Below are 15,649 nucleotides of genomic sequence, written 5' to 3'. Positions count from 1 at the left end.
CATGGCTCGGCACTACGCTCCCTCCCTTTGGCGCAGCCAAGGGGAGGGTTGGGGAGGGGTAGCTTTTGGCTTTGGCCGGGAAAGCCCTTGCCGAGCATGGCTCGGCACTACAAAACCCGGACGCCGCCCAAAAAAGAAGCCCGGTCGGGGGAGGACCGGGCTTCCAGCGGCGCGTGGGAGAGAGGTCACGCGCCATACAACACCACTACTTGTCGCTTACCAGGTGAAGCGCGGGCCGACGAACCATTCCTTGTCGCCAGCCTTGGCCAGCTTCACTTCGCCGGTCAGGCCCCAGTTCGCGTTGAACTTGCCGGTGGCGCCGACGCGGCCGTAGAACTCGCCGTCCGGGTTGTAGCCACGCTTCTTGCTGTAGTCCTCGTAACCGGCCAGGGCATAGCCTTCGAAGTTCGGGGTGAAGGCGGTACGCACGCCGACTTCAGCGCTGTAGCCGTTGAACTTCGGGCCGTACTCCAGATCCAGCTTCTGGTAGGCCGCACGGGCCAGCAGGTCGGTGTTCGGGGCCACGGTGTAGTTGTAGCCAACACCCAGGCGCCACTGGTCGACATCAGCCTTGAACTTGTCGGTTTCCTGCGCGTTGTACTCACCGAACACATGGAAGTTCGGGTGCACCGCAACCGAGCCCTTCAGCGCCCAACCATCAGCGTCGCCGCCCTTGGCATCGGTATTCACATAGCCGCCTTCCACATAGTTGTAGGACAGGCCATCGGCAGCCGAAGCGGCGAACGGCAGGGCGGCCAGCAGGCCCAGAGCGATCAAAGAAGTCTTCATTTCGGCATTACCTCGTTATTGGTCTTGATCGGTACGGCCTGAATGGGTGGCCGTTCGACAGTTGTGAATTATCCGTTAGCCGACGGAATCCACCCTGAATACCAAACTGACCAGTACATAAATTGCGCGCGTTTCTGGGGAACTTTGTGCCCTCGCATTGAAGGGCAGCGCGCTAACGGTCTGTAGGTTTGAAGCTGCAGAGGGGAACATCTGCTCGATCGATCCCGTTGACTGCAGTCATCGGTGAGTTCTCAGCCGAGAGTCGAATGGGCGTGTTTAGGCCCCAGAACGCCTAGGTTGCAGTTCATGGCAGTCAGAACAGAAGAGTGCGACAAGAGAAGCCATCACGGCGCGTATCTGCGCAGTTTCCCTATGCCGATCCTGGAGGCGTTTTATAGCTGAAACCACTCCGCGTAATTTTCCGGGATTCAGGGAAGTTTCGTTTCACAGGCGAAACTTCGCGCGCAAAGGTCAAGCTGTGGGGGGTTATTCAAGCCGATTCTCATGTTGCCCTCCAAGGCCGCCGCCGATAATCCTGCCAACGGCCGTGCATCGGCTGCTTGAACCGCCCAGATGCTCAAAGCCAGCAGGGACATTCGATGCCGCGCGTGACTGCATGAAAGGAATCCCCCTTTTTGTCCGCGTTGGTTTGGATACATGCAACAGCAACGAGCTCCTTCATTGGGAACTTGCGGCGAACGGCGTGCCGCAGTCCGCCGGGTCGCCTGGCAGAAGACAGCGGTCAGAGCCGCATTCAATGCGCCGAGGCAGAGCCCCTCCAATCCACTGATTGGATATCTATGACGAGCAGTTTGGGGAGGCGCCCTTTTGCTGCCTTGCCCAGGCCCTCGCGATGAGACACGCCTTGGTCGGCAATGGCCTCCGGCATTGAGGGCGGAGGCCGCGCCGCCGTGCGCGTGCAAGTAGCGCTCCGACCAACAGACGCGATTCCGAGGTCGGGCGCACAGCCGTTGCAAAGCAGTTGCGCGGCTTATTCAAGTCAATGGAGACAACAAGTGAACGCAGTGAGTTACGGCCAGATCCCGCGGATGGCGAAGGTCAACCATCCTGATGTGTATGCCGCAGGCAGCCTCCCCGTGATCGATGCGATCATCGATGACCAAGGCAGCAAGACGGGTGAGATAGGCAACGGTGGTTATACCGACGACGGCCGCCCGGAGATCACCGGCAAGGGCAGGCCCGGTGATCTCATCCATATCTATGATGGCGCCGAACTGCTTGGACGTGTTGTGGTGGCAACAAATGGCGCATGGACGTTCACACCGTTCTTTCCGCTGTCCGATGGCCGGCATAGCATCACGATCCTGCACGAATCCATGGACGGTGATGTCAGCGACTTGTCAGAGCCGTACGTGATCCTTGTTGACAAGATTGCTCCCGAGGCGCCGTCGATAAGCCAGGTGCTGGATGATGTTGGGCTCCAAACCGGTGCGATCGGCAACGGCGGTGGCACGGATGACACTACACCCACGCTGTCGGGCAAGGGCGAGGCGGGCGCCACCGTGACCATCATCGACAATGGGAAGGTGATTGGTGAGGCGGTGGTTGCCGACGACGGCAGCTGGGTGTTTACCCCCGATGCCGAGCTTGCCGATGGCCAGCACGAGTTCGAGGTGGTGGTGACCGACAAGGCCGGCAACACATCCGATCACTCGGAGAAGCACATCATCGTCGTCAAGGCAGCGGCGCCCGCACAGATTGCCACGGTCACCGCGATGGGCAAGGACTGGGGCGTCAGCAGCAGCGATTGGCTGACCAATGATGGCGGCGCCGGGCGCCTGATGCAGGGCTTGCTCAGTGCGCGACTGGCAGCGGACGAACGGCTGCTGGTGTCCACCGATGGGGGGGCGAGCTGGAGCGTGGCAGCGGTGGATGGCCTGAGCTGGGCTGCGCAGGACAACAACAGCCACAGCGGTAACTGGTCGATCCAGACCAAGGTGGTGAATGATGCAGGCCGCAGTGGTGAAGTGGAATCACGCGAGGTGTTCCTCGATACGCTGGCACCGGATGCACCTACCGGACTCAGCGTTGATGGCGCGTACCTGACGGTGACATTCAAGACGACGGCCGTATCCGCGGGTGACGTGGTCAGTGTTGTGTTGAACGGACAGCGTTATGACCAGGTGCTGTCCGTCAAGGACGTGGCTGCCGGCAGCCTGCGACTTGCTCCCGGGTTCGCCGTTACCGGCGGCGATGTGATGGCCGCAATCATCGACAAGGCCGGTAACAGCTCGAAGTATCGCGACATGGGCGACAACAAGTTCATCGACTTCAATAGCGCCGGCTACGTGAACCTCAACACGGGGCAAAGCACGACCTACAACGGGCTGCGGATCACCTCCGAGGTTGATCATGATGTCTGGCAGATACCGGATGCGATCACCGGCCTGACCAGCCACGATCCTGCGGTCTATACCGGCATGAAGATCGGCGTCACCGGGCGCACCCGCATCGACTTCACCGAAGGTCCGGTTTCCGAGCTCAAGTTCCTTGTAACCAATCTGCAGGCGGGCTACTTCGATCCTTCCGTGGTCAAGTTCTACACGGCCAGTGGCGCCCTGGTCGGGCAGCTGTCGCTGTCTGCGTACTGGCCGAACTCCCTGAATGCTTCGTTCAAGGCGCCGGCCGGCCAGGAATTCTCGTACATGGTGGTGAGTACCGGTTACAAGGTGCCGGGTTACAAGGGTATTGGTTCATGGGACTGGATTGGCCTGGATGACTTCCAGATACGCAGCGGTGCAAGTGAGCTCAATGTGCTCGGAAACCAGCTGATTGATGGCAAGACTGGCACCTATTACGGAGGTGAGGAGGACAACGTGTTCTCACTGGCCAATGTCGCCAATCTGACGGCTGCCAGCAGCGGTGGTGTTTCCGGTGGCGCTGGCGTGGATACGCTCAAGCTCACCGCCGCCAATCAGGTGCTGGATATGACCGTGCTGAAAGACAGGATCGATTCCATCGAAATCATCGACCTTACCGGTACCGGCAACAACAGCTTGAAGCTGACACTGCAGGACGTTCTTGCCAATGGCCAGCTGGATCTGTTCCATCAAGGCAGCAAGTCCACGGTGCAGATGATGGTGAAGGGAAATGCCGGCGACGTGGTCAAGCTGGATGATCTGCTCGGTGCCGGTGGCGCGGATCTGGGCGACTGGGCATCGATGGGGAAGCAGTCGATCCAGGGCGCCTCCTATGTCGTCTATCAACACTCGGGTCTGGATGCCGAATTGTTGGTGCAGGACGGGGTTCGGGTTGACCTGATCTGAGCGGATATTGCCTGTCGCTCTCGGTGAAAGCGACCGGCAAGCCTTCATGCAACAGGAGAACGGCACCCTGCGGTGCCGTTCTCCATGTATTCGATCAAGCGCAGGATTGCGCCCTTGCCAAGGCATCAATGCGCGGCAGCGACCATCAACGCCGAGCTGTCCACACGCTTCACGCCCTTGATGGCCCGGGCGGCGGCGATCGCGCGATCCGCTTCGACCTTGCTGGCGACGGTACCACTGAGTGTCACTACGCCGTTGACCGTTTCCACCTTGATCTCCATGCCGGACACATCCTTGGTGGTCAGCAACTCGGCCTTCACCTTGGTGGTGATCCAGGTATCGGTGCCAGGCTGTTCGGACTCGTGGCCCTGCGTGGATTGACCGGCAGCCTGCACGGTGAGGGCAGTGCCTGCGCAGCCAAGGGCGATCAGGCCTGCGAACAGCAGCGGCTTCATCTTGCGGGTATCCATGATGCGTCTCCGATCAGAGCAACGATGCTCCAGTTGCAGCATGCCGTGGCGACGATTAAGTGCATGCCTGCAATCAGTGACGGGCAGGTGCAGGAAATGCAAACGTCGCGTAAGCCCGGCAACCAGCGAGCGTCGCGTAGCGCGCAATGATCAGGCGATCATCAAGTCCCAGGGCAGGTTGGAGTCACGGAACTTGAAACGATAGCCATCGAAGTCGATCTGCTTGGCGATGTTGCCGTGCTCGTCGATCATCGTATGGAAGCAGACATCACTAAGCCCCATTGTGGCGACGCGACGGCCATCGCTGCTGCCCTTGGCGATGTTGCGGGATTCGGTTGCCAGCAGGGTTACCAGTCGGCGCTGGCGGCCGGGTCCTTCGAGGAAGAACTTGATCTTGTCCATTGGCGTTGCTCCGTTATGTGATCCCCCCGGATCTGGCCATTCACCTATAGCCGGAGGGATGAACAGGCAGCAATGACTGAATGCGCACAACCCGATTTTGTTTCACGTTTGCGTCGCTGCATCGTTGCCGTGATGTGGACTGCGTCGCGCTCTGCCACGCAGGGTTAACAATCACCAAGGCGCCACCGACAGGGCGATGACCAAGGCGATGATGGCAATGCCGATAAGAATGATGCTGCGCTGGCTGAGCCTTCTGCGCTTGTTCATGCTGGCTCCGTTGCGTTGCAGGCAGTGTTGCCAGCTACAGCTGTAGCAGGTGTTCCTGCAACGGCAGAGAAACAAGCGTGCCTGCCTTGCTGTGCAGCAGCGGCGTAAGCCGCGACGCTGACGCGGTTTCCCTCGCGGGGAAAACCACCATCAAGTGGTTCATGTCGGCGATCACCGCGCAGGTATCAGTGCCTGACCCTCGTTGCCAAGGCGGCTACGTCGAGCGCCGTCATTCGACAACCGGCAGCGTGATGTAGCTCGGATGTTCGCTGTTGTTCCAGATCCGCTGCGTGGCCTTGCGGTAGTCGCCAGGCTGGGCGAAGAAGATGTTGTCCACGAATTTTTGTGGATTGCGGTCATACAGCGGGAACAGGCTGGACTGCACCTGCACCATCAAGCGGTGGCCCGGCTGCAGCGTCTGGTTCACGTTGGGCAGATCGAAGCTGTAGATCTGCGGTGCATCCGGCGTGATCGGCTTTGGCTGGCTGAAGCTTTCGCGGTAGCGACCACGGAAAATGGTGACCGCCAGCGGCAACTGGTAGCCGGCCATCTTCGGGTTGTCAGGATAGTGATCGGGATAGACGTCGATCAGTTTGACCACCCAGTCGCTGTCGCTGCCGGAGGTGGAAGCACTCAGTTGAACCTGCGGAATGCCGGCCAGCTTCATCGGCTTGTCAAGCACCGGCCCGGTATAGGTGAGCACATCGGTACGGCCATCGACGAAGCGCTGGTCGCGCACCAGCCAGGTGGTCCAGACATCGCGGTCGCCCATGTTGACTGGGCGCGGCACGAACGGCACCGGCTTGGCCGGATCGGCGATGTACTCGGCGTACTGCGCGCCGGTACTGGTGCTGTTGAAGTCCAGCTGCGCATCGGTGTTGAGATAGAGCCGACGTGCGTTGCCGGTGCAGCCTTGCGTGCAGCTTTGCGGCCAGTTGCTATAGGTTTCCCAGCGATTGCTGCCGGCGTTGTATACCCACACCGGCGGTGTATTGGCGGCCGGCGCGCCGTCCTTGAGGTACTGGTCGAAGAAAGGCTTGAGCACATCCCGCCGCCACTGCAGTGCGGTGTCTCCGTTGAAATCCAAGGCGCCCAGCGAACTGCCGTTGTAGTTGGCGCCACTGTGTCGCCACGGCCCGATCACCAGGAAGTTGCGGGTATTGTCGTGGTCCTTGGGTTCAAGTGCGGCCCAGGCGGTATGCGCACCGTAGATGTCTTCCTGGTCCCACAGCCCCTGCTCCCACATGGTGGGCACGCGGATCTCCGGCAGCTTGGCCAGTAGTTTGTCCAGTGCCTGCTGCTGCCAGAACGCATCGTAGGCAGGATGCTGGCTGACCTTGTGCCAGGCCGGGATCTGTTCCAGCCCCAACGTCCTGGCGAAGGCACCGACCGAGCCTGCCTGCAGGAAGCTGCTGTAGTCATCGCTGGTCGGCATGGCGATTTTTGCGCCGGCACCGCGTGCAGTCATCTGCCCGCTGAAGTAGCCAAGATTCACCTGCCGATAGGCGCCATGCTGGAACCAGTCGTCGCCCATCCAGCCGTCGATCATCGGGCTTTCCGGCGCAGCCACTTTCAGCGCGGGGTGCGGATCAAGCAGCGCCATCACCACGGTGAAGCCTTCGTAGGAAGAGCCGAGCATGCCGACCTTGCCGTTGGACTCGGGCAGATGCTTCACCAACCAGTCGATGCTGTCCCAGGCGTCGGTGCTGTGGTCGATCTTGCCTGGGTTGAGCGGCCCGCGCGGTGGCCGCGTCATCACATAGTCACCTTCGGAGCCGTACTTGCCGCGCACGTCCTGGAACACCCGGATATAGCCGTCCTCGGCAAACACGGTGTCGCCCTGTGCGAGCGCATCGACCAGCCGCGTCGCGCCCGGCGTGCGGTCGACGCGGCCGGCGGCGTTGTACGGCGTGCGGGTGAACAGGATCGGCGCGTTGTGCGCGCCCTTGGGGATCATGATCACCGTATACAGCTTGACTCCATCGCGCATCGGGATCATCACCTCGCGCTTCTCGAAATCGCGGGCGGGCTGCGGGGCGACGAATTTCTTGCCGGTGATGTCCGGCGTCATCGGCGAGACCTGCGCCGCGGCGGGCGTTGCCATGCTCAAGCAGGTGATCGTGGCGATGGCTGCAGCCAGGGTCAGGGTCCGCATTGCTCTACCTCAAGCGCTTGGGTAAGCGCTGACGCTATGCTTGTGTAGTGGCAGTTACACATGGCAAAGGTCATGGGGTGCTGAAGTAGCAGCGGGGGCGAAGCAGGAGCAGAGCAGGAGCTACCCCTCCCCAACCTTCCCCTGCCTGCGGCAAAGGGAGGGGGCTGTTTGCTGCGCTCTGTCAGTGCATCGCGGTGCCGCGTTTGCCCCCTCCCTTGCGCCTGGCGCAGGGGAGGGTTGGGGAGGGGTGCTTTTGCGCTGTTGCTGTTGCTTCTATCTGCAGGCAGCAACAAGCCAGCACCCCGTCAAGCAAGCAGCAGCTCCACATGCTCCCCGGCGGGTCCACGCAGACTGCGCCGCTCACCCGTAGCCGTCACTGCCCAACCCGCTTCACGCAGCAAGGCGTCATCCACTGCCGGCAGGCGCAAGGCCAGGCTGTACTGGCCGGCGTGCCGGAGGTTGGCCGCCGCCGGCAGTTCCACCTGATCAATCTCCACCATGCATTGCCCCGGCATCGGCACCACGGCGACCGGGTAGCGGCCGTCCAGCGGTTTGCCATAGGCGCGATTCAGCACGGTGATCCTGGTATCGAACGCCCAGCCCTTGGCCCCCAGCAGTGCAGACCAGGCACGCTGCGAGGCCTCGCGATCCGGCGTGGTCATCACCCCGATGAAGGTGTTCGCAACCGTCGCGTCGGTCATCGGCAGATCGAACGGCGGCACCTGCGCCTTGATCTGGGTGAGATACAGCAGTTCGCCGCAGGGTCCCAGCACCTGTGCGGCGCGAATGGCATCGCTCAACTCAAGGTTGGCGGCAGGGCCCAGGACCTTGAATGGCGATCGCAGGCCGGCGGCGAGGGCGTCGATATCGCCCACCAGCACCTCCAGCGACAACCAGCCGTGGCGGAACATGGGCTCGGCAACGACGGCACGCGGGTCTTCAATCACCCGCAGTACCGGCTCGCCCGCGCTGTTGGCCAGCCATACCAGCGGTGCGCCGATCAGATCCACCAGATCGAGCGCGGCGGCATCATCGGCGTCGAGCGTTCCGCGTTGTTGCACCTGCAAGGCCAACTGCGCGACATAGGCGGCGCAGACCTGCTGCAGGTCCGGCGCGATCAAGGTCGCATGGATGATGCCCTGTTTCATGTGCGCCGCTCGGTAGCCAGCTTGCGCTCCAGCCAAGGCATCAGCCCGCCACCGGCGACGATCGCCATCAACTCGGTGGGAATCTTCTCGCAGGCGAATTCACGACCTGTGCTGTGATTGATGATGCGTCCCTCCACCGGCCGTACTTCCAGTTCATCACCGCGCGATGCTTCAAGCGTCGCACAAACCAGCGCGGGAACGCCGAGATTCAGCGCGTTGCGATAGAAGATGCGAGCGAATGATCTGGCGATGATGGCACCCACGCCGAGTTCGGCCAGCGCCTGCACCGCCTGTTCGCGCGAGGAACCAATGCCGAAGGATTCTCCGCCCACCACGATGTCGCCACGGCGCACTTCGCTGGCGAAGTCCGGGTCCACCGCTTCCAGGCAATGGCTGGCGAGCACGTGCATCGGCTCGCGCATATAGGGGCCGGGTGCCAGCACATCGGTATCGATGCGGTCACCGAACACGAAAGCCTTGCCACGGACGTTCAAAGGTTCTCTCCCAACAACTCGCGTGGATCACAGATTTCGCCCTTCACCGCGGCAGCGGCAACGCTGTACGGCGAGCCCAGGTAGACCTGCGCCTCGGCCGAGCCCATGCGGCCCTTGAAGTTGCGTGCGGTGGTGGACATGCAGACTTCGCCGCTGCTCAGCATGCCCGCACCCATGCCGGCGCAGGCGCCGCAGCCTGACGGCAGCAGGATGGCGCCGGCTTCGGTCAGCGTCGCCAACGTGCCTTCGGCTGCCGCCTGCGCGGTCATTGCCACCGAGGCCGGTGCGATCAGCAGGCGCGTACCCTTGGCGACCCGGCGGCCTTTCAGGACTTCGGCAGCCATGCGCAGATCGGTCAGCTTGGCGCCGGTGCAGGCGCCGATATAGGCCTGATCAATAGGCACCCTGCCGTGCTCACCCACCGGGCGGCTGTTTGCCGGACTATGCGGTGCCGCCACATGCGGGGCGATCTGCGCGGCGTCGTAGCGATGGTGATGCAGGTAGTTGGCATCGGCATCGCTACGCCACTGCGCCAGATCACCGAGGAAAGGTTTGCCGGCCTGTTCCAATGCAGCCAGTGTGGTCGCGTCGGGTTCGACGATGCCGGTTTCCGCGCCGAGCTCGGCGGCCATGTTGCACAGGGTCAGGCGCTCATGCATCGGCATGGCCTGCACGGCGCTGCCGCCGTATTCGAAGACCTGGCCTTCGTTGCCCATGCCATGTTGGCCGCACAGCATCAGCATCACGTCCTTGGCGCTGACGCCGGCGCCGAGCACGCCATCGAGTTGCACACGCGTGGTCTGCGGCACGCGCAGCCAGACGTCGCCGGTGACCAGGGCGCCGGTGATGTCGGTGGCGCCCATGCCGACCATGAAGGCACCGAACGCACCGCCGCTGGGCGAGTGCGAATCACCGCCCACGCAGAACATGCCGGGCTGTACATGGCCGTGTTCCTGCAACACCACGTGGCAGATGCCGAGCATGTCGTAGTGGGTGACACCCTGCGCCTGCGCCCACTTGCGGGTGAGGGCGAGGATGTCGGCGCTTTCCATGTCCACGGCGGGTACGAAGTGGTCGGAGACCACCACCACCTTGTTCGGGTCCCACACCTTGGCGCCGAGCTTTTCCAGCCGTGTGGCGACCCGGCGCGGACCGCCGGAGTCATGCATCATCAGCAGGTCGAGCCTGGCGGTAAGGATCTCTCCGGCGCGCACGGCCCCGCGTCCACAGGCGCGGGCGAGGATCTTTTCGGCAAGCGTTGCGCTCACAGTTGCACTCAAACAAATGTCTCCGGGTGGTTGGTTTCGTAGTCCAGGCGCATCTGGTAGCGCAGCTGGTCGGGGCGATATTGGATGTCGAGCAGATCCAGCAACTGCTGGTCGGGGCCATAGGAGCGGCGGGTCAGGTTCATCACCGCCTGACCGGGCGACATCTGCAGGTGCATGGCGGTCAGGGCACCTGCACGCAGCGCGCTGACGGTCTGCTGGACCTGCAGGAAGCGGATCCCGCAACGCCGGAACAGAGCGATGCGCGAGCCGTAGGCCAGTTGTTCGGCGTTGAATTCCGGATGCTTGGTGCGGGTCCAGCTGGCGTAGTAACCAAAGGCCTGGCCATGCCGCGAGCGCACCCGCACGCAATGCACCAGGGTTTCTTCCGGGCCGCTGCCGAACTGTTCGCGGATCGGTTCGGGCGGGACCACGCGTTCCCAGCCCAGCAGGCGTACCTGGGTGTTGCTGGCGAGGGTGTCGAGGCTGTGGATCAGCTCGCCCAGCGGCGTTTTCAGCGGCATCGGGATGCTGGAACCGCGCGCTGTGCTACCGCCGACGACCCGCGTACCGCGGCCGCGCTGGCGTACCAGCAAGCCATCATTGGCCAGCAGTTGCAGCGCCTGGCGCACGGTGACCCGCGAGATGCGCAGGCGCCGGGCCAGCTCTTCCTCACGCGGCAGCTGCTCGCCGTCGCCGATTTCGCCGCGTTCGATCAGCCCACGCAGGAAGCCCTGCAGCTGGTGGTACAGCGGCGCGTGCAGGTCACGGCGGAGGATGCCCTCCAGGGATTGGGTGGTGAACGGGTCCACGGTGGCTTGCCGGCTGGTCCGAAATGATCTTAATGATATATCTATATATCTAAAAGGGGTGTGGGTATAGGCCTTGGTGTGTTCCGGGCTGGATTGGCCTGGGTGGGGAGGGGGGGCTTCTCGCTGGCTGATGGGGTGTTGGGAAGGCCCCTGCCGAGCATGGCTCGGCACTACGCTCCCTCCCTTTCGCGCAGCGAAGGGGAGGGTTTGGGAGGGGTGCTTTTGGCTGGCTGCTGGGGCGCCGGGAAAGCCCCTGCCGAGCATGGCTCGGCACTACCGCTTTAGCCCCTCTCCCGCTTACGGGAGAGGGGTTGGGGTGAGGGTGGCTCTGGCCTTGGCGGGAAAGCCCCTGCCGAGCATGGCTCGGCACTACCGCTTTAGCCCCTCTCCGGCTTGCGGGAGAGGGGTTGGGGTGAGGGTGGCTCTGGCCTTGGCGGGAAAGCCCCTGCCGAGCATGGCTCGGCACTACCTTGAGCCCTCACCAGAACCGGTAGCTGAACTCCACGCCGTAGGTGCGCGGCACGTTCGGGTAGATCACGCCCACACCCAGCCCGGCGATATCAAAGCCGCCGGTGGAGGCGAATTCATTGCTCAGGTTCTTGCCCCACAGCGCCACCGACCATTCCGCATCGCGCGGTTCGTAGGCGATGCGTGCGTTGTACTCATGCCCGGCCTTGCGCATGATCAGACGCGAGGCATCCTGGTTCTGGTAGTACTCATCGGTGTAGCGCGCCTGTGCACTGAACACCAGGTCGGCATTGCCAAGCGGCTGCACGTAGCTGCTGCCGAAGGTCCACTGCAGCTCGGGTGCATTCTTCATCGGGTGGCCGCGGAAGTAGGTGGCATTGATGGCCTTGTACTTCTGATATTCCGAGTCGATGGTGCCCAGCGTGGCGTTGAGCTTCAGTCCGCGCGTCAGCTGTGCCTCGGCCTCCAGCTCGATGCCCTGGATCAAGGCACCGGTGGCGTTGGTCACCACGAAGATGCCTTCCGGGTTCACCGCGGCCAATTGGATGCCGTCGTAATCCAGCCGGTAGTAGTTGCCGTTCAAGCGCAGGCGGTTGTCCCACAGCGTCGACTTGATGCCGATTTCATAGGCACGCAGGGTTTCAGCATCCACCTGCACCAGGGTTGCCGGGGTGCTGCCGCGGCCATTGAAGCCGCCACTCTTGAAGCCGGTGGTGACGCTGGCGTAGCCCATCACGTTGTCGTTGAAGTTGTAGGACAGCAGCGCCTTCCAGTCCGGGCGGTTCCAGCTGTTGCGCATGTTCTTGCTGAAGTTGGGCTCGCCATTGGCCTTGACCGCGCGCACCGAGAAATCCTTGCTCTCATAGCTGTAGCGGCCGCCCAGGGTGAGGGTCAGCTTGTCGGTGAACTTGTAGTCGCCCTGCGCATAGATGGCATACGCCGAGGTGTCCTGGGCGATGTAGTTGGTGCCGCCGCGCACGAAGATGTCGCTGCGGGTCGGCTGGTCGTTGTGCTCCTTGAACGCGAACACGCCAGCGACCCAACTGAAAGGACCGTCCAGCTGCGAGGTGAACTGCGCCTCGTAACCCTTCTGGTTCTGGCGCTGGTCCTGTTCGAGGTGATAACGGGTCTGCGCGGTGCCATCCACGTCCATGTAGAAGTGATGGTCCAGCGTGCGGTAGTGCGCGATGCTGCGCCAGGAGAACGCACCGAAGTCGGTTTCATTGGTCAACGCCACGCCGAACTGGTCGATGTCGTTCAAGCCCAGCGTGTCGGTTTCGGTCTTGTAGAAGCTGCCCAGGCGCGGCACCTGGTTGCCATTGGCATCCAGCGCCACCGGCGTGCCCCAGGCAGGGGTGGAGCGCTCGCGCAGGCGGTCGATGCTCAGCGTGGCATAGGAGGCTTCTCCCCAGGTCGAGGCCAGCGACAAACGCCCGGCCAGCACGTCCTGGTCATTGACCATGCGGTTGTGGGTGATGTCCTTGAGGATGCCATCGCGCTGGCGGCTGAGCGCGGCGGCGGAGACATCCAGCGTCTCGCCGATGCGGGTGGCGAAACTCACGCGTGCGTCGCGGCGTCCGAGGTTGCCGATGCTGCCATCCAGCGCCAGCTTGCTTTCGCCGGTGGGCTTGCGCGAGATGTAGCGGATCGCGCCGCCGGTGGCATTGCGGCCATACAGCGTGCCCTGCGGGCCGCGCAGCACTTCGATGCGCTCCACGTCATACAGGTCGAACATCGCCCCGTTCTGGCGCGGGATGTAGACATCGTCGATATACAACGCCACCGCCGGGTCGTTGGTGAACATCGACTCATCGGCGCCCACGCCGCGCATGAAGATCTTGGCGCCGGAACTGGTGCCGGTGTTCTGCTCGATGATGATGTTGGGCGCGGCGAACTTGATGTCATCCACGCGCTTGACCTGCATGCGGTCGAGTTCCGGCCCGCTGATCACGCTCATGCTCAGCGGCGTCTTCTGCATCTGCGCTTCGCGGCGCTGCGCGGTGACGCTGACCTGATCCAGCTGCACGGCCTGGTCGTCAGTGCCGGCCTGCTGAGCCAATGCGGGGTTGCTGACAAGGGCGGTCACGATCGCGACTGCCAACGCACTGCGGTACAGAACTTCCTTCATTGCCTGCCTCATAGCGTGAACGGGGTAGGTGGCGCAGGCGCACAGGTGTGAGTGGAGTGCTGCTGCGTGTGCTTTCCAGTCTTTCGCTATTTGTCCGGACAATCAATGTGGCTCGCGTCCTGCCTGCACCGTGGAGTCGTGCGCCGCAACATGCGCATAAGCAGTTGATCGAGATTGGAAAGTGGCAGCAATTGCGGCCCTTCCGTGTTGCACTGCAAAGGCATATAGGTCTTAGCCTTATGTCTTTCCAGGCAAGCGGCCCAGCCCGCCAGACGCAAAACGCCGCCCGGTCAGGGCGGCGTTTTCGCAGCGGGCGCTGGTGGTGCTGTCGGTTTACAACGGGGTGCCGTCGTCCACGTCCAGGGTCATCTGGTAGGTGAACTGATCCGGCCGGTATTGCACGTTGAGCAGGTCGACCAGATTGCCGTCGCCATCGTAGGAACGGCGTTCCAGTGACAGCAGCGCGGTACCGGGTTCCACCTTCAGGTGCATGGCGGCGATGGCGTCGGCGTTTACTGCCGACAGCACCTGCTCCACCTGCTTGATCTGGATGCCGGCGGCCTGGAACAGCTTCAGACGGGAGCTGTTGGACAACCGCGTCTCGCTGAACTCGGGGTGATCGGTATGGGTCCAGCTGATGTAGTAGCCGAACGGCACATCGCCCCGCAGGCGCAGGCGGATGGCCTGCACCAGCACGTCGCGTGGGCCGGTATCGAACAATGCCCGGATCGGCTCCGGCGGCACCGCGCGGCGGAACTGCAGCAACTGCACCTTGGTGTGCTCGGCCAGCACTTCCAGACTTTCCAGCAGCCCGGTCAGCGGGCTGTGCATGGGCTTGGGCCGGGAGCGGTGGATGACGTGGGTGCCCTTGCCGCGGCGGCGCTCCACCAGCCCCTCGGCGGCCAGTTCGTCCAGCGCCCGCTTGGCGGTGATGCGTGATACGCCAAAGCCGTCGGCCAGGTCGAACTCGGTGGGGATGCGGGCGCCACGCGGGATCTCGCCATTGAGGATGCGGTCGCGCAGCAGGCTGAACATCTGGTGGTAAAGCGGCGTCGGCAAGTCATTGCGCAGCAGCTTGTGCGCATTGGCACTCAACAATGTGGCCAGTGTGTCTTGGGACATCTCGCTTCACCCTCCTTTGGCTTAATGCTATAACGATAGAACAAATAGGATAGGCCATGATCACTGAAGAGACCGTGATTTGCTGGAGCCGTGACGGCGCGCTCGCCCGCATCAGCATCCACCGACCCGACAAGCGCAACGCCCTGGCCACCCGCCACTGGGCGGCGATCGAGGCCGCACTGGACGACATCGCCGCCAGTGACGCCCAGATCGTGGTGGTATCCGGCGTGCCGGGGGCGTTCAGTGCCGGCGCCGATATCGACGAACTCGGCCAGCTGCTCACCGCACCGGCGGCCTTTGCCGCCAACAATGCCCAGGTCCAACGTACCCAACTCAAGCTGCAGCGCTTGCCGCAGACCACTCTGGCCGTCATCGACGGTGCCTGCGTAGGCGGCGGCCTTGGCTTGGCCTTGGCCTGTGACCTGCGCCTGGCCAGTGCCCGCAGCCGGTTTGCTATCACCCCAGCCAAGCTCGGATTAGTTTACAGCGCCGACGACAGCCGCCGGCTGGTCAACACGGTAGGCATGGCCCGCGCCCGCGAGATGCTGCTGACCGGGCGCCTGCTCGACGCCGCTACTGCGCTGGATTGGGGCCTGGTCAACCAGTTGGCGGGCGAGGATGGCATCGAGGCGCTGGAGCAGGCACAGGTCCAGCAGCTGTTGGCCACCTCCGGGCAGGCGCGGCGGGCGATCAAGACCGTGCTCGGCCACTTGGGGGGAGATGCCAGCATCGATCTGGCCCAGGCCGATGCGGCCTTCAACGATGCCTTCAGCAGTACCGATTTCGTCGAAGGCGCGGCCGCCTTCCTGGAAAAGCGCGCGCCGCGCTTCAGCTGAGTACGC

12 protein-coding genes are annotated in these 15,649 nt (G+C 63.0%); 2 read left to right on the top strand and 10 right to left on the bottom strand.

Annotated elements, in window-relative coordinates:
• Positions 1-216 precede the first annotated feature (216 nt).
• A complete protein-coding gene (locus AC1VXC_RS14145) occupies positions 217-789 on the bottom strand; it encodes an OmpO family porin (RefSeq protein WP_313495578.1) in 573 nt (190 codons plus the stop codon).
• A 1,016-nt stretch (positions 790-1,805) separates the two neighbouring features.
• Between AC1VXC_RS14145 and AC1VXC_RS14140 the strand changes: the two genes are divergently transcribed.
• Positions 1,806-4,076: an Ig-like domain-containing protein gene (locus tag AC1VXC_RS14140; protein ID WP_481538930.1), complete on the top strand. Its 2,271-nt coding sequence runs from the start codon at positions 1,806-1,808 to the stop codon at positions 4,074-4,076.
• Positions 4,077-4,201: 125 nt separating this feature from the next.
• On the opposite strand, the gene AC1VXC_RS14135 is transcribed toward AC1VXC_RS14140, so the two are convergent.
• The 9 genes from AC1VXC_RS14135 to AC1VXC_RS14095 form a co-directional block, all read right to left on the bottom strand.
• Entirely contained in the window at positions 4,202-4,546 is a 345-nt protein-coding gene (locus tag AC1VXC_RS14135) for a BON domain-containing protein (protein WP_313174545.1), read from the bottom strand.
• A 150-nt stretch (positions 4,547-4,696) separates the two neighbouring features.
• On the bottom strand, positions 4,697-4,948 hold the full coding sequence (locus AC1VXC_RS14130) for a hypothetical protein (RefSeq protein ID WP_313174547.1): 252 nt from the start codon (positions 4,946-4,948) through the stop codon (positions 4,697-4,699).
• Positions 4,949-5,444: 496 nt separating this feature from the next.
• Positions 5,445-7,370, bottom strand: coding sequence for a CocE/NonD family hydrolase (locus AC1VXC_RS14125; protein WP_481538931.1), 1,926 nt, complete (start codon positions 7,368-7,370; stop codon positions 5,445-5,447).
• 305 nt (positions 7,371-7,675) lie between these two features.
• Positions 7,676-8,518 carry a hypothetical protein gene (locus tag AC1VXC_RS14120; protein WP_481538932.1) on the bottom strand — a complete coding sequence of 281 codons (843 nt, stop codon included), beginning with the start codon at positions 8,516-8,518 and terminating at the stop codon, positions 7,676-7,678.
• Positions 8,515-9,012: a LeuD/DmdB family oxidoreductase small subunit gene (locus AC1VXC_RS14115; RefSeq protein WP_313174549.1), complete on the bottom strand. Its 498-nt coding sequence runs from the start codon at positions 9,010-9,012 to the stop codon at positions 8,515-8,517. The genes AC1VXC_RS14120 and AC1VXC_RS14115 overlap by 4 nt, the downstream gene beginning before the upstream one ends.
• Complete coding sequence (locus tag AC1VXC_RS14110) at positions 9,009-10,280, bottom strand: 3-isopropylmalate dehydratase large subunit (RefSeq protein ID WP_481538933.1); 1,272 nt, start codon at positions 10,278-10,280, stop codon at positions 9,009-9,011. The genes AC1VXC_RS14115 and AC1VXC_RS14110 overlap by 4 nt, the downstream gene beginning before the upstream one ends.
• Before the next feature lie 8 nt (positions 10,281-10,288).
• On the bottom strand, positions 10,289-11,089 hold the full coding sequence (locus AC1VXC_RS14105) for a GntR family transcriptional regulator (protein ID WP_313174553.1): 801 nt from the start codon (positions 11,087-11,089) through the stop codon (positions 10,289-10,291).
• A 478-nt stretch (positions 11,090-11,567) separates the two neighbouring features.
• Positions 11,568-13,685, bottom strand: a complete 2,118-nt coding sequence (locus AC1VXC_RS14100) for a TonB-dependent receptor (protein WP_481538934.1) — start codon at positions 13,683-13,685, stop codon at positions 11,568-11,570.
• A gap of 333 nt (positions 13,686-14,018) precedes the next feature.
• A complete protein-coding gene (locus tag AC1VXC_RS14095) occupies positions 14,019-14,807 on the bottom strand; it encodes a GntR family transcriptional regulator (RefSeq protein WP_313173270.1) in 789 nt (262 codons plus the stop codon).
• A gap of 56 nt (positions 14,808-14,863) precedes the next feature.
• Here AC1VXC_RS14095 and AC1VXC_RS14090 point away from each other — a divergent pair, with 56 nt between their 5' ends.
• Positions 14,864-15,643, top strand: a complete 780-nt coding sequence (locus AC1VXC_RS14090; RefSeq protein WP_313494630.1) for an enoyl-CoA hydratase/isomerase family protein — start codon at positions 14,864-14,866, stop codon at positions 15,641-15,643.
• Positions 15,644-15,649: the final 6 nt, after the last annotated feature.

The organism is Stenotrophomonas sp. STEN033, from assembly GCF_056856655.1.
Note: the sequence above shows the minus strand (reverse complement) of the source record. Positions and strands in the feature narration are given on the sequence as shown.

Excerpts from the sequence above, each read along its gene's own strand:
- AC1VXC_RS14130 (WP_313174547.1), bottom strand. The coding sequence starts at position 4,948 with ATGGACAAGATCAAGTTCTTCCTCGAAGGACCCGGCCGCCAGCGCCGA.
- AC1VXC_RS14145 (WP_313495578.1), bottom strand. The coding sequence starts at position 789 with ATGAAGACTTCTTTGATCGCTCTGGGCCTGCTGGCCGCCCTGCCGTTC.
- AC1VXC_RS14095 (WP_313173270.1), bottom strand. The coding sequence starts at position 14,807 with ATGTCCCAAGACACACTGGCCACATTGTTGAGTGCCAATGCGCACAAG.
- AC1VXC_RS14125 (WP_481538931.1), bottom strand. The coding sequence starts at position 7,370 with ATGCGGACCCTGACCCTGGCTGCAGCCATCGCCACGATCACCTGCTTG.
- AC1VXC_RS14090 (WP_313494630.1), top strand. The coding sequence starts at position 14,864 with ATGATCACTGAAGAGACCGTGATTTGCTGGAGCCGTGACGGCGCGCTC.
- AC1VXC_RS14120 (WP_481538932.1), bottom strand. The coding sequence starts at position 8,518 with ATGAAACAGGGCATCATCCATGCGACCTTGATCGCGCCGGACCTGCAG.
- AC1VXC_RS14100 (WP_481538934.1), bottom strand. The coding sequence starts at position 13,685 with ATGAAGGAAGTTCTGTACCGCAGTGCGTTGGCAGTCGCGATCGTGACC.
- AC1VXC_RS14135 (WP_313174545.1), bottom strand. The coding sequence starts at position 4,546 with ATGGATACCCGCAAGATGAAGCCGCTGCTGTTCGCAGGCCTGATCGCC.